The 12,629-nt window shown below is 72.3% G+C and carries 13 protein-coding genes; 2 read left to right on the forward strand and 11 right to left on the reverse strand.

Annotation, left to right across the window (positions count from 1 at the left end):
* Positions 1 to 13 precede the first annotated feature (13 nt).
* Positions 14 to 664 carry an FMN-dependent NADH-azoreductase gene (locus ACIRJP_RS26360; RefSeq protein WP_404178866.1) on the forward strand — a complete coding sequence of 217 codons (651 nt, stop codon included), beginning with the start codon at positions 14 to 16 and terminating at the stop codon, positions 662 to 664.
* Positions 661 to 984: a DMT family transporter gene (locus ACIRJP_RS26365; RefSeq protein ID WP_404178869.1), complete on the forward strand. Its 324-nt coding sequence runs from the start codon at positions 661 to 663 to the stop codon at positions 982 to 984. Before ACIRJP_RS26360 ends, ACIRJP_RS26365 begins: the two co-directional genes overlap by 4 nt.
* An 83-nt stretch (positions 985 to 1,067) precedes the next feature.
* On the opposite strand, the gene ACIRJP_RS26370 is transcribed toward ACIRJP_RS26365, so the two are convergent.
* The 11 genes from ACIRJP_RS26370 to ACIRJP_RS26420 form a co-directional block, all read right to left on the reverse strand.
* Positions 1,068 to 1,262 (reverse strand): hypothetical protein, encoded by a 195-nt coding sequence (locus ACIRJP_RS26370; RefSeq protein ID WP_124720290.1) that lies wholly within the window; start codon positions 1,260 to 1,262, stop codon positions 1,068 to 1,070.
* A 167-nt stretch (positions 1,263 to 1,429) separates the two neighbouring features.
* Positions 1,430 to 2,314 carry a phosphatidylinositol-specific phospholipase C/glycerophosphodiester phosphodiesterase family protein gene (locus tag ACIRJP_RS26375; protein WP_404178872.1) on the reverse strand — a complete coding sequence of 295 codons (885 nt, stop codon included), beginning with the start codon at positions 2,312 to 2,314 and terminating at the stop codon, positions 1,430 to 1,432.
* A gap of 134 nt (positions 2,315 to 2,448) precedes the next feature.
* Positions 2,449 to 3,564 carry a ricin-type beta-trefoil lectin domain protein gene (locus tag ACIRJP_RS26380; protein WP_404178875.1) on the reverse strand — a complete coding sequence of 372 codons (1,116 nt, stop codon included), beginning with the start codon at positions 3,562 to 3,564 and terminating at the stop codon, positions 2,449 to 2,451.
* Between the two features lie 151 nt (positions 3,565 to 3,715).
* The gene (locus ACIRJP_RS26385; RefSeq protein WP_404178878.1) at positions 3,716 to 4,462 is read right to left on the reverse strand and encodes an ABC transporter ATP-binding protein; all 747 of its coding nucleotides are present in this window, start codon (positions 4,460 to 4,462) and stop codon (positions 3,716 to 3,718) included.
* Positions 4,455 to 5,417: an ABC transporter ATP-binding protein gene (locus tag ACIRJP_RS26390; protein ID WP_404178989.1), complete on the reverse strand. Its 963-nt coding sequence runs from the start codon at positions 5,415 to 5,417 to the stop codon at positions 4,455 to 4,457. Before ACIRJP_RS26390 ends, ACIRJP_RS26385 begins: the two co-directional genes overlap by 8 nt.
* A gap of 17 nt (positions 5,418 to 5,434) precedes the next feature.
* A complete protein-coding gene (locus ACIRJP_RS26395) occupies positions 5,435 to 6,292 on the reverse strand; it encodes an ABC transporter permease (RefSeq protein WP_404178880.1) in 858 nt (285 codons plus the stop codon).
* Positions 6,285 to 7,250, reverse strand: a complete 966-nt coding sequence (locus ACIRJP_RS26400) for an ABC transporter permease (RefSeq protein WP_404178883.1) — start codon at positions 7,248 to 7,250, stop codon at positions 6,285 to 6,287. The genes ACIRJP_RS26395 and ACIRJP_RS26400 overlap by 8 nt, the downstream gene beginning before the upstream one ends.
* A 23-nt stretch (positions 7,251 to 7,273) precedes the next feature.
* Positions 7,274 to 8,878 carry an ABC transporter substrate-binding protein gene (locus ACIRJP_RS26405; RefSeq protein ID WP_404178886.1) on the reverse strand — a complete coding sequence of 535 codons (1,605 nt, stop codon included), beginning with the start codon at positions 8,876 to 8,878 and terminating at the stop codon, positions 7,274 to 7,276.
* A gap of 171 nt (positions 8,879 to 9,049) precedes the next feature.
* A complete protein-coding gene (locus ACIRJP_RS26410; protein ID WP_404178889.1) occupies positions 9,050 to 10,180 on the reverse strand; it encodes an acyl-CoA dehydrogenase family protein in 1,131 nt (376 codons plus the stop codon).
* On the reverse strand, positions 10,177 to 11,364 hold the full coding sequence (locus tag ACIRJP_RS26415; protein WP_404178892.1) for an acyl-CoA dehydrogenase family protein: 1,188 nt from the start codon (positions 11,362 to 11,364) through the stop codon (positions 10,177 to 10,179). Before ACIRJP_RS26415 ends, ACIRJP_RS26410 begins: the two co-directional genes overlap by 4 nt.
* Complete coding sequence (locus ACIRJP_RS26420; protein WP_404178895.1) at positions 11,361 to 12,329, reverse strand: NADPH:quinone oxidoreductase family protein; 969 nt, start codon at positions 12,327 to 12,329, stop codon at positions 11,361 to 11,363. The genes ACIRJP_RS26415 and ACIRJP_RS26420 overlap by 4 nt, the downstream gene beginning before the upstream one ends.
* Between the last annotated feature and the right edge of the window lie 300 nt (positions 12,330 to 12,629).

The following is a 12,629-nucleotide window of genomic DNA, read 5'->3' on the forward strand; positions in this document are numbered from 1 at the left end:
TCCGGGGGGACCCATGCCTGTACTGCTGCACATCGCCGCGAGCGCGCGGCGCGACTCCTACAGCCGCGAGCTGGGCGACGTCTTCGCCGCCGCCTGGCAGAGCGCGAATCCGGCCGGCACTTACGTGCTCCGCGATCTGCGTACCGACCCGGCGCCGCAGATCGACGAGGCGTGGACCGAGCTCTGCGACCACGTCCTGCGGAACGGCATCACCGAAATCGCCCGGTACGAGGAGGCGGTGCGGACCCCGGACCAGGCACGGGCCTGGGAAGTGCTGGAGCCGCTGCTGGCCGAACTGGTCGCCGCGGACGTCGTACTGATCACGACCCCGATGTACAACTTCTCCGTCCCCGCCTCCCTGAAGGCGTGGATCGACCAGGTGACGTTTCCCAAGATGTCGCTGGCGGGCCGCCGCTTCGTGATCGCCTCCGCCCGGGGCGGGGCGTACGGTCCCGGTACCCCTCGCGAACCGTACGACCACCAGGAGCGCTACCTGCGGGACTTCCTCGCGGGCCACTTCGCGATCGACGACCCGGTCTTCCTCTCGACCGAGCTGGTGAACTCCCGGATCGATCCCTCGCTCGCCCCCCGGCGCACCCAGCACGACGAGTCGCGCGCGGCCGCCCTCACCGCCGCGCGCGAACTGGGCGGAGGCATCCGATGAGCTGGCTGCTGCTGATCTGCGCCGGGATGGTCGAGATCGCCTGGTCCCAGAGCATCAAACCGACGCAGGGGTTCACCAGGCCGCTGCCGACGCTGGTGTGCGCCGTGCTCATGATCGGCGCGGTGTATCTGCTCGCGCGGGCCATGGAGGGGCTGCCGGTGGGCACGGCGTACGCGGTCTTCACGGGCATCGGGGCGATCGGGGCCATCGCCCTGGGGATCCTCGTCCAGCACGATCCGGTGAGTCCGGGACGGCTGGCGGCACTCTCCCTGATCGTCGGCGGGGTGGCGCTGGCGCGGATGACGACCCCGCCCGCGTGAGCGGCGGGTGCCCGCCCCGGGGAGGGCGGGCACCCGGCTCCGCGCGTGCCGGTCACGAAGCGGCCGCGCGGAGCTCGGGGGCTTCAGGGCTTGAGACTGCTGACGACGTCGGCCGTGGCCGCCAGGCCGTCCTGGATGGTCGGCGCCATGCTCGTACCCGCGAGGAAGAACCCGAGCATGGCGCAGACCAGCGCATGCGAGATCTTGAGCCCCCCGTTGCGGAGAAAGATCACCGCGAGGATCAGCAGAAGCAGCACCAGTGAGATAGAAATGGCCATGGCCAACCTCCTCCGCCGCGCCGGAATGCGGCATTCGGCCGCCAGTGTGGCGTAGCGGAGGAGCCATCCGGACGACTGGCGTGTCCGCCATCCGGGTGTTGACTGGCTGTCACGCTCGGGGCGTCGCGTCCGGTCCGTTCGCGGGGCCGAACGACCTCGGTCCGGTGCTACCGGTCGTGGGTGCGCAGGAAGCGCTCCAGTCCCGCCAGATCATCGGTGTTGAGGTGGTCGACCCCGGCGGCCAGGAGCTCCGTCCAGAGCGCCTCCCGCTCCGGTCCCGGCGTGTCGGGAGTGGCCCAGAAGCGAATGCGCCGGCCGCTCCGGTGGGCCGTGGCGACGAGTGCGCGCAGTTTGTCCCGCTCGGCCACGGGGAACGGGCCCGCGCCGAGCCAGCTGAAGCCGTCGGTCCAGCTGCTGCTGATGAGCGGGACGAATGTGGCGTCGGCCGCGCCCCCGAGGTCCTCGGGCCGCCCGTCGTAGAAGGCGTACCGGGTGCTCTGCGCCTCCATCGGGACGCGGGCGGCGCGGTCGCCGGAGATGACGGGTGTGATCGCGCCGGGCCGCACCCGGCCGTGGTGGTACGCCGTCAGCATCCACCGGTAGCGCCGGAGCTGCCGGTCCAGTTCGAGATAGGCGGCGGCTCCGTCCGTCTTGATGTCGATCAGCAGCTGCACGGGTTCGCGGTAGCCGGGGTGGACCGTGCCGTGGTTGGCCCGGACCCTCGCGAGCAGCGGGTCGAGGTAGAGCGAAGCGAGGGTCCGCGTGGGGTCGAGGTCGGTGGCCTCGTGGGCTACCAGCAGCTCCCCGTCCACCAGGAAGATGTCGGCCTCGACGCTGGTGAAGCCGTGCGCGAGCGCGTCGTGCAGCGGGCGCGGGTGCAGGTAGTCGTTGTGCGCGTGAGCCCTGGGCAGGGCGCGGGTGCGGTGGTGCCGTGCGGCCGGGGACGTGGCGGCCGCGTCGGAGGCGACGGCCGTCCGCGAAGACAGGAACGTGCCTGCGGCCGCGGTGGCGAGCGCGGTGGTGACGACGGATCGGCGGGTCGGGAACGCCATGGATTCTCCCGGGATTCGGTGGTGGACCGGACGGGCGGACGCGACCGAGTATGCGACGGTGATCACCTCAACGGGCAGACCCCGCAAAAGAGTTGTCCCTGCCGTCGTCCGTCCGTCGGCTGCCGTTCGCTCGATCAGACCGGGAGCGTCCAGCGCTGGTTGGCTCCACCGGTGCAGGTGTAGATGCCGAGCGGAGTGCCGTTCGCGCTGGCGCCCCCGTAGGCGTCGAGGCACTTCCCGGTGGCGGGGTTCACCAGGGCCGCTCCGTCGGTCCGCCACTGCTGGGCGGCCGAGCCGTCGCAGGCCGCGGTCCGCACGGCGGCGCCGCTGACCGCCATGCAGTGGAACTGTGCGCGGAGCGTTCCGTCGGCGGCCCGTACCCAGTTCTGGTTGTTTCCGCCGTTGCAGCTCCAGAGGTTCAGCTGGGTGCCCGCGGTGCCGCCGGGGATGTCGACGCAGGCGCCCCCGACGCCGGTGACGGAGCCGGAGGACGAGTTGCCGATGCCGTCCTCGTGCACGCTTCCGCCGCTCTGGCCCCGCACCGCGGCGCCGCTGGAGCACGTGCCGCTGACGCTGGTGCCGCCGAGGGCGGCGGTGACGGCCCCGCTGCCCGTCGTACCGCCGGGCAGGTCGAAGCGGGCCTTGGAGTACGGCGAGTCGGCGCAGGTAGCGGCGCTGTTGTTCCAGTCGAAGTACTCGACCCAGTCGACCATTCCACCGGTGGCGATCTTCACGCCGGTGCCGGTCTGCAGGCTGCCGAGCAGGAACGAGGTCCCTGCCGTGGCATCGGTGATCGTGGCCCGGTACCAGCCGGCCGTCGCGTCGGGTGCTATACGGAAACGGTAGTGGTGCCCGGCCGCGAAACGCTCACCGAGCCGGCAGGTGTAGCCGCTGCCGCCCTCGGTGAACGTCTGGCAGTAGGTGCCCGTGCTTCCCGCCCTGCCTCCGGTGGAGTCCCAGAGCGAGAAGAGAAACAGGCCGCCGCCGGAGCGGTTGCGCTGCATGCCGATGTAGCCGCCGACCCCGTTGGTGAAGCCGAACTGATGTGACCAGAAGACGTTCGCCCGGCCGGGGTCGGACTGGACGGTCGTCCCGAAGGTGACCTCGTCGAGAGCGGTCGTCCCGGCCGGGAACGTGTAATTGCTGTAGGAACCCGGGGTCTGGCCGGCCGCCGCGGACGGACCGGCCAGGCCCAGACAGGCGGCGACGGCGAGGATCACCACCATGGCGGTGGCGCGTGCTCCGTGCATGTCCCACTCCTTGTCCGGACGGGTCGACGGGCCGACCCGTCGGTCGGCCGTGGACCCGCCCTTCGGTCATGGACTCGCCCATTGGCCATGGACTCGTCAAACAGGGTGAGGGGCGGCGGACCGCCAGGGGCATGGACTTATCCGGTCGGGCTCATGGATTCCTGCGCCGTGCCGCCCGCCCCGCACACCGTCGTCCAGCCCACCGTCCGGTCGGGCTCATGGATTCCTGCGCCGTGCCGCCCGCCCCGCACACCGTCGTCCAGCCCACCGTCCGGTCGCACCAGCGTTCCAGCAGCACCCGGTCGTGGCCGACGGCCAGCAGTCCGGCCCCCGACTCCCGCCGGTAGGTCTCCACCACCGCGACCAGCGCGGCTGTCGTCGACGCGTCGAGCATCGCGGTCATCTCGTCACAGATCAGCCACCGCGGCCGCAGGACCAGCGCCCTGGCCAGACAGGCGCGCTGCAACTGGCCGTCGCTCACCTCGTGCGGGCGTCGGCCGAGCAGTTCGGCCGTGAGTCCGACGGCCTGCGCCAGTTCGGCCACCCGGTCCGGCACCTGGGCCCGGCGGCCGGTGGCCCGCAGCGGCTGGGCGATGAGTTCGCGCAGGGTGAGCCGGGGGTCGGCGGCGAGCCTGGGCTGCTGGAAGACGACGCCGACGGCGGTGCGCTGCGCGCGCGGGGCGGCGTGGCGCCAGCCGCGCACCTGCTCGCCGTCGAGCACGACCGTGCCCGCGTACGGGCGGTGCAGCAGTGCGGCGACCCTCGCCAGGGTGGACTTGCCGCAGCCGCTCGGGCCCAGCAGCCCGACCGACTCCCCCGCCACGAGGCTCAGCGACGCCTCGCGGACGACGGGGTCCCGGGGGTCGTATCCGGCGGTGACCCGGGTGAGTTCAAGCACGGACCGGCTCCTCCCCGTCCGCCCGCACACCGTGGTGGCAGGCGAGACGGCCGTCGAACAGGGGCAGTTCGGCACACCGGTCGTCGGCACGGCCGCACCGGGCCGCGAACGCGCACCCGTCCGGCAGCGCCCCGAGTTCCGGCGGCATGCCGGGGATCGGCACGAAGGCGCGCTCCGGCAGGGCATCGAGGAGGCCGCGCGCGTACGGGTGGCGCGGTCCCGGATCGCCGAAGAATACGGCGGCGTCCGCGAGTTCGACGATGCGGCCCGCGTACATCACGGCGACCCGGTCGGCGATCCGCTCGGCCGCCGCGAGATCGTGGGTGATGAGCAGCAGCGCCCGGTCCCTTTCGGTGTGGCGGCGCAGTTCGTCGACGGTCCGCTCGACGAGGTCGCGGTCGAGCCCGGTGGTGGGTTCGTCGGCGAGGAGCAGGGGCGCGTCGCCGATCAGGGCGAGCGCGGTCGCGGCACGCTGGGCGAGGCCGCCGGAGAGTTCGTGCGGATACCGGTCGAGGTGCCCGGCCGGGAACGAGGCGCGTGCGGCGGCCCGTTCGGCGGCCGGGCGCAGGGCGGGGCCGCGGGTGCCGGTCAGCTCGCGCAGGGTCTCCTCCAGTTGGGCGCGCACGGTGCGGACCGGGGTGAGGTGTGCGGTGGGGCTCTGCGGGACGAGTCCGATGCGGCGGCCCCGTACCGTGCGGGCCAGGGTCCGTTCATCGGCGGTGAGGAGTTCGGTGCCGTCGCCGAGCAGCGCCGAGCCCGAGGTCCGCGCATTGCCGGGGAGCAGTCCCAGCAGCGCGGAGGCCAGTACGGATTTGCCGCAGCCGCTCTCGCCGACCAGGGCCAGGCACTCCCCCGCCGCGAGGTCGAAGTGCGCGTCGTCGACGGCGGCGATGTGCCGCCCGCCGCGCATCCGGAAGCGCACGGTGAGTCCACGGACACGGAGCACCGGCGTCATCGGGCCGGGGGTGGTCGTCACAGCATCAGCTCCGATCGGCGGCGCGGGTTGATCCGCTCCCGCCAGACTCCGGCGAGTCCCGCCAGGGCGAGGGTCGGGACGATCAGGAACAGGCCCGGGAAGAGTGTCGGCCACCAGTCCCCCGCGAGCAGCGAACCACGGGCCGTCTGTACGAGATTGCCCAGGCTCGCCTGATGGGTGGGCAGTCCGAGCCCCAGGAAGGAGAGCGCGGACTCGTGCCACATGGCGTGCGGCACCATGAGCACCGCGGCGAGGCCGGCCTGCGGGAGCACGGCGGGCAGCAGGTGCCGGGCGACGACCCGGCCGCGCGAGGCGCCGCCGGAGACCGCCGCGTCGATGAACGGGCGGGAGCGCAGCGACAGCACCTCGGCGCGGACGATCCTGGCGGTCGAGAGCCAGTGGGTGAGGGCGACCGACACGATCACCGGGCCGACGCCGGGCCGGAACATCGCGACGACGAAGATGCCGAGCAGCAGATGCGGCACGGACGAGAAGGTGTCCACGAGCCGCATGACGACGCGGTCGGTCCAGCCGCCGGACGCCGCGGCCAGTGCCCCGACCGCGGTCCCGATGACGGTCGCGGTGAGCCCGGCGACGACGCCGACGAGCAGGGAGACACGGAGCCCGTACACGCAGCGCAGCAGCAGGTCGCGCCCGACGTCGTCGGTGCCGAACGGGTGCTCCCAGGACGGTGGCCGGAGCTTGGCGGCGAGGTCGACGGCCTGTTGGTCGAGCTGGACCAGCGGCGGCACGAGCAGAACAGCGAGCAGGACCGCGCCGGTGATCCCGGCGGAAGCGATCACGCGGATCCGGCGGGTGGTGCGACGCGCGGGTCGCAGGTCGGTCTCAGCCATCGAAGCCCACCCTCGGGTCGGCGATCGCGTACAGCAGATCTGAGAGGAGGTTGCCGAGCACCACGGCCCCGGTGGCGAGCACCGTGAGCGCGGCGAGCAACGGGAAGTCGACGGAGGTGGCGGCCTGCACGGTGGCGGCCGCGATGCCGGGCCAGCTGAAGACCGTCTCGACGAGCAGGGCACCGGTGATGAGTTCGGGGACGCGGGAGCCGATGAGGGTGAGCATCGGCAACATTCCGGAGCGCAGTGCGTGGCCGAGCAGTACGGTGCGTTCACGCAGTCCGCGGGCGCGGGCGCCGCGCACCGGATCCTCGCCGAGGGCGTCCGCGACACCCTGGCGCACATAGAGGAAGAACCACGGCAGCTGGGAGATCCCGAGCACGGCCGCGGGGAGCACCAGATGGGTGGCGACCTGCCCGGGGGTCACGGTGTCGCTGGCCGCGTCGGTGAGGCCGCCGGCCGGGAGCACGTCGAGTTCCAGGGCGAAGAGCCAAATGGCGAGCAGGCCGAGCCAGAAGGCCGGGGCGGCTTCGAGGGTGTACGCGGCGGAGCTTGCGCACCGGTCGAGCAGGCGTCCCGGCCTGCGTGCCGCCAGCACGCCGAGGCCCGTGCCCAGGACCACGGCGACGGCGAAGGCGGTCGCGGCGAGCAGTACGGACCAGCCCAGGCGTTCGCCGATGACGTCGGCGACCGGCTGGCGCATGACCGCGGAGTCGCCGAGGTCGCCGCCGAGCGCGGAGGTCAGCCAGTTCCACCAGCGGCTGACGAGCGGCTGGTCGACGCCGAGGTTGGCCCGCAACTGGTCGAGGTTGTCCTGCGAGGCGGTGAGGCCGGCGGTGCCCGCGTACGCCTTGACGGGGTCGAAGGGGGAGGCCGCGGCGACGGCGAAGACGCCGAACGTCACGGCGGCCAGGACGGGGACGGCGAGCAGTGCCCGCCGTCCAGCCATCCTGCCCATCGGCCCCCAGGGGAGATGGTGGTTCACTTCTTCGGCGTCCAGTCCTCGACGTTCCACCAGGGACCGGAGGCCAGTCCGTGGTCGTGCGGTTCGACCTGGGTGGTGAGGGTGCCGAAGCGGTCCTTGACGACGTAGAGGTGGTCGATGTGGGTGAGGAAGGTGTAGCCGGGATTCTTCACCAGTTCGCGCTGGACGGTGTCGTACGCGGCCTTGCGTGCGGCGCGGTCACCGCTTCTGCGGCCCGCTTCCAGGGCGCGGTCGACGGCCTTGTTGTCGTACCACGCCATGTTGTTGAAGCCGTCGCCCGCGAGCGAGGACTTCAGCAGGGTGTACTGGTCGAAGTCGGGGTCGGCGGGTGATCCGCCGCCCGCGAGGACCGCGTCCTGTTTCATCCGGGGCTCGATGACCTCCCAGGTCCCGGCCTCGGTGGTGATGTCGATGCCTGCCTTCCTGGCGTCGGAGGCGTAGGCGAGCGCGTGGTCCTGGCGCAGCTTGTCGCCGGTGAGGTACCAGAGCGGGAAAGCGGCGCGCACGCCGTCCCTGGTGCGGATGCCGTCCTTGCCGGGCTTCCATCCGGCGTCGTCGAGGATCTTCTTCGCGGCGGCGAGGTCGTGGGGGCGTTCGGTTCCCTTGGTGAACCACTCGCTGTCGGTGGGGACGGGCCCGTAGGCGGGCCGGCCCTCGCCGTTGAGGAGGGAGTCGACCATGGCCTTGCGGTCGACGGCGACATCGAGGGCACGCCGGACGGCGATGTCGCCCGTGACCTCGTTGTGGGTGGGCAGGGTCACGGTGCGGTAGTCGTAGGTGGTGGCGGCGTACGTCCGGGTGCCGCCGGTGCGGGCGAAGCCCTTGGCCAGGTCGGGCGGCAGGATCGCGCCGTCGAGTTCGCCGGAGCGCAGCCGGGTGGCACGTACGTCGTCGTCCTTGATGATCGCCATGATGAACTTCTTCACCCTCGGCGCGCCGCCCCAGTAGCCGGGGTTGGCCTTGAAGGCGATCTTCTCGCCCTTGGACCACTTGGTGAGCAGGTACGGTCCGGTGCCTACGGGGTGGGTGGTGAAGTCGCCGGTGTTGACGTCCTGCTTGCCCGCGATGTGTTCGGGTGCGATGGGCAGGACGGTGCGCCGGGCGAAGGGTGCGTAGGGGTACTTGAGCGTGAAGACGACGGTGTGGTCCCCGGCCGCCTCGACGCTCTTCACCGCGTCGAGTTCGGTGCGGGAGGCGTTGTTGGTCTTCTCGTCGAGGACCGCCCGGTAGGTGAAGACCACGTCCTTCGCACCGAACGGCTCCCCGTCGCTGAACTTCACGCCCTTGCGGAGCCGGTAGGTGTACGTCAGCCCGTCGTCGCTCACCTCCGGCAGGGCGGTGGCGAGCGCGGGCCGCAGCTCCATGTTGTCGTCGAGCGTGAGCAGCCCGTCGAAGATCTTGGAGTTGCCGTCCTTGCCGTAGCCGAGCAGCGGGCTGAGGCTGTCGGGCTCGTAGGCGATGCCGACCACCGCCGAGTCCCGCGCACCCGACCCGGAGCCGCCGTCGTCCGGGCCTCCCGGCTGCGAACAGGCCGTCGCGGCAGACAACAGCACCGTCGCCAGGGTCGCGGCGGCCACTCCGCGTATCGATCGGGCCGTCATACCCGCACTCCTTATTCAAGATCAAACGTTATTGCGAACAGGTCGCAATTAAACAGCAGGTAAAGGGGTGCGCGGTACCCCGCCCGATGGGGAACAGCAGAAGCGGAGGCACGTCTTCACGCACCTCCGCTCCAAGTCCCGCAGTTCCGCGGACGGTTGCCTCTCCTGCCGTTACGGTGCGGGCAGCTCCACGAGCTCGGCGACGGTCGCGCGGTGCTGTCCTGCGGTGCCGTACGCGACCGAGTCGGCCTTGGCCCGCTTCAGGTACAGGTGCGCCGGGTGCTCCCAGGTCATCCCGATGCCGCCGTGCAGCTGGACGCACTCCTCGGCGGCACGCACGGCGACCCCCGAGCAGTACGCCTGCGCGACGGCCACCGCCAACGGCGCGTCGGGGCTGCTGCTCGCCAGGGCGTCCGCGGCGTTACGGGCGGCGGCGCGGGCCGACACGACCTCCAGCCAGAGCTGCGCCATGCGGTGTTTGAGCGCCTGGAAGGAGCCGACCGGCCGGTTGAACTGGTGCCGTTCCCGGGTGTACCGGACCGTCTCGGTCAGGCACCACTCGGCGAGTCCGAGCTGCTCCGAGGCGAGCAGTCCGGCGCCCGCCAGCAGGCCCCGGCGCACGGCGGCGACGGCGGACGCGCCGTCGGCCAGCCGCGTCCCGGCCGCCCCGCGAAGGGTGACGGTGGCCAAGGGGCGGGTCAGGTCGAGCGGTACGAGCGGCTCGACGGCGACCCCCTCGGCGTCCGGCTCGACCGCGTACAGCCCGTCGGTCGTGGGCACCAGCAGCACATCGGCGGCGGCCGCGTCGGCGACGCCGGTCACCGTGCCCTCCAGCGTGTCGGCGACCGCGGCTACCGGCTGCGCGCCGCCGGGGCGCCCGGCGGCGAACGGTGCGGCGAGCACCGCGATCCTGCGCCCGGCAGCCAGCTCACCGAGGAGTCCGATGGCCGGCCCCTCCCGCACGGACAGCGCGAGCAGGGTCTCCGTGGCGACGACCGCACTGGTCAGATACGGCGCGGGAGTGACACCGCGGCCCAGCTCCTCCAGCACCACCGCGGCCTCGCGAGGGCCCGCGCCCTGCCCGCCGAGCTCCTCCGGCACCAGCAGCCCGGCGGCGCCGATGTCCGCCGCGAGGGCCTTCCAGAGCTGCGGGTCGTAGGGCGTGTCGGACTCAGCCCGGGCGAGCACCGTCGGCGCGTCGCTCCGGTCGTCGAGCAGCGAGCGGACCGCTGCCCGCAGGTCCTCCTCGGCCTCCGAGTACAGCAGATCGGGTGTCGGGGTCTCGTCGGTCGGTGCGGTCATCGGGCCAGGTCCTTCCAGGGGACGTCCTTGTCGTTGCGCGGCTCGGCCGGCAGACCGAGTACGCGCTCGGCAACGATGTTGAGCAGCACCTCACTGGTGCCGCCCTCGATGGAGTTGCCCTTGGAGCGGAGATAGCGGTAGCCGGCGTCCCGGCCGGTGAAGTCGACCAGCTCCGGCCTGCGCATGGTCCAGTCGCTGTACAACAGCCCTTCCTCACCGAGCAGTTCTACCTCCAGGCCGCTGATCTCCTGGTTGAGCCGGGCGAAGGCGAGCTTCATTCCGGAGCCTTCGGGGCCGGGCTGTCCGGCGACGAGCTGCTGGCGCAGCCGGGTGCCGGTGAGCCTGGCCACCTCGGCCTCGACCCAGAGGGTCAGCAGCCGCTGGTGGAGGTCGTGGGTGCGCAGTTCGGGGCGTTCGCGCCAGGTGCGGGCGACCGGGCCGATCATGCCGCCCTCGCGCGGGACGCGTGCCCCGCCGATGGAGACCCGCTCATTCATCAGCGTGGTCTGCGCGACCTTCCAGCCCTCGCCGACCGGGCCGAGGCGCCGGCTGTCGGGGATGCGTACGCCGGTCAGGAAGACCTCGTTGAACTCGGCCTCGCCGGTGATCTGGCGCAGCGGTCGCACCTCGACGCCGGGGTCGGTCATGTCGCAGATGAAGTAGCTGATGCCGCGGTGCTTGGGCAGGCCCGGGTCGGTGCGGGCGATGAGGATCGCCCAGCGGGCCAGGTGGGCGCTGGACGTCCAGACCTTCTGGCCGTCGACCACCCAGTCCTCGCCGTCGCGGACGGCGCGGGTGCCGAGGGCCGCGAGATCGGAGCCGGCACCCGGTTCGCTGAAGAGCTGGCACCAGACCTCCTCGCCGACCCAGAGCGGCCGCAGGAAGCGCTGCTTCTGCTCGTCGGTGCCGAAGCCGAGGACGGTGGGGGCGGCCACGCCGAGGCCGATCCCGATCCGGCGCGGATCGTTGTCGGGTGCGCCCGCCGCGGCGAGTTCGGCGTCGACGACGGGTTGCAGGGAGCGTGGCGCGTCGAGGCCGCCGAGGCCGGTCGGATAGTGCACCCAGGCCAGTCCGGCGTCGAAGCGGGCCTTGAGGAATTCGGTGCGGCCGGTGGTGGCCGGGGGGTGCGCGGCGAGCAGGTCCTGGGTGCGGCGGCGCAGTCCGGCCGCGTCGGGTGCGGTCATCGGGCGGCTCCTGACGGGAGAACGACGATCCGGCCGGTACTGGTGCCGTCGGCGACCCGCTGGACGGCGGCCGCGGCCCCGGCCAGCCCGACGCGTTCGCTGATCAGCGGCTTGATGACGCCCTGCGCGGTGAGCCGGGTGAGTTCGTCGTGGCAGGCGCGGACGGCGGCCGGGTCCTTGGTGTTGTACAGGCCCCAGTGGAGTCCGGTGATCGAGTAGTTCTTGACGAGCGCGTGGTTCAGCGCCGGGGTGGGGATGACGCCGCTCGCGAAGCCGACGACGATCACCCGGCCCTCGAAGGCGATGCACTTCACGGACTTGGCGTAGGCGTCGCCGCCGACCGGGTCGTACACCACGTCGGCGCCGCGTCCCCCGGTTGCTTCCTTGACCGCGGCGACGATGTCCTCGCTGTGGCGGTCGATGACCAGGTCGCAGCCGAGCCCGGTGGCGGTCTTCGCCTTCTCGGGGCCGCCGACCACACCGATGACGGTGGCCCCGGCGGCCTTGCCGAGCTGGACGGCGGCGCTGCCGACGCCGCCGGCCGCCGCGTGGACCAGAAGGGTCTCGCCCGCCCCGAGTTGCGCCCTGCGGTGCAGGCCGAACCACCCGGTCTGGTAGCCGATGTGCAGGGCGGCGGCCTCGGCGTCGTCCAGTGCGTCCGGGGCGGGCAGCAGTGCCGCCTCGTCGGCGACGACGTACTCGGCGAACCCGCCGCTCGGCAGGGCGGGGGTGGCCAGCACCCGCCGCCCGTCCGCCGTCCGGCCGCAGATCTCCACGCCGGGGGTGAACGGCAGCGGCGGCCGCACCTGGTACTGGCCGCGGCAGAGCAGCGCGTCGGGGAAGTTGATGTTCGCCGCGAGCACCTCGATGAGCACCTGCCCGTCGCCGGGCGCGGGCCGGTCCGCCTCGTCCAGCCGCATCACCTCGCTCGGCTCGCCGTTCCGGTGCACTCGCCATGCCTGCATGAGGGCCTCCACAACACTGTCGGCATTTCCACTGCTCCGGGCACATACTAAGCGGTCGCTTGCCCCCCTGGGAACAACCTGCCGGTGCCGGTTTCCTGACTGAGCGGACAACGGCCTACGAGTCGTACTCAGCTTCCGTCAACGCGAAGACACTGGTGGCCCCTGCTGCCCCGAACCTGGGTGCGCCGGAAGCCGTCGCGGGCCGCGCCCGCACCCCGGACCCGTGCAGCCGACGGTTCGTCACCTGGACGGTCACGCCCCAGGCGCGTTGAGCGGCATCCGATTGCCTGCTGTGGAACG

Source organism: Streptomyces sp. NPDC102437, from assembly GCF_044765565.1.
GTDB lineage: Bacteria > Actinomycetota > Actinomycetes > Streptomycetales > Streptomycetaceae > Streptomyces.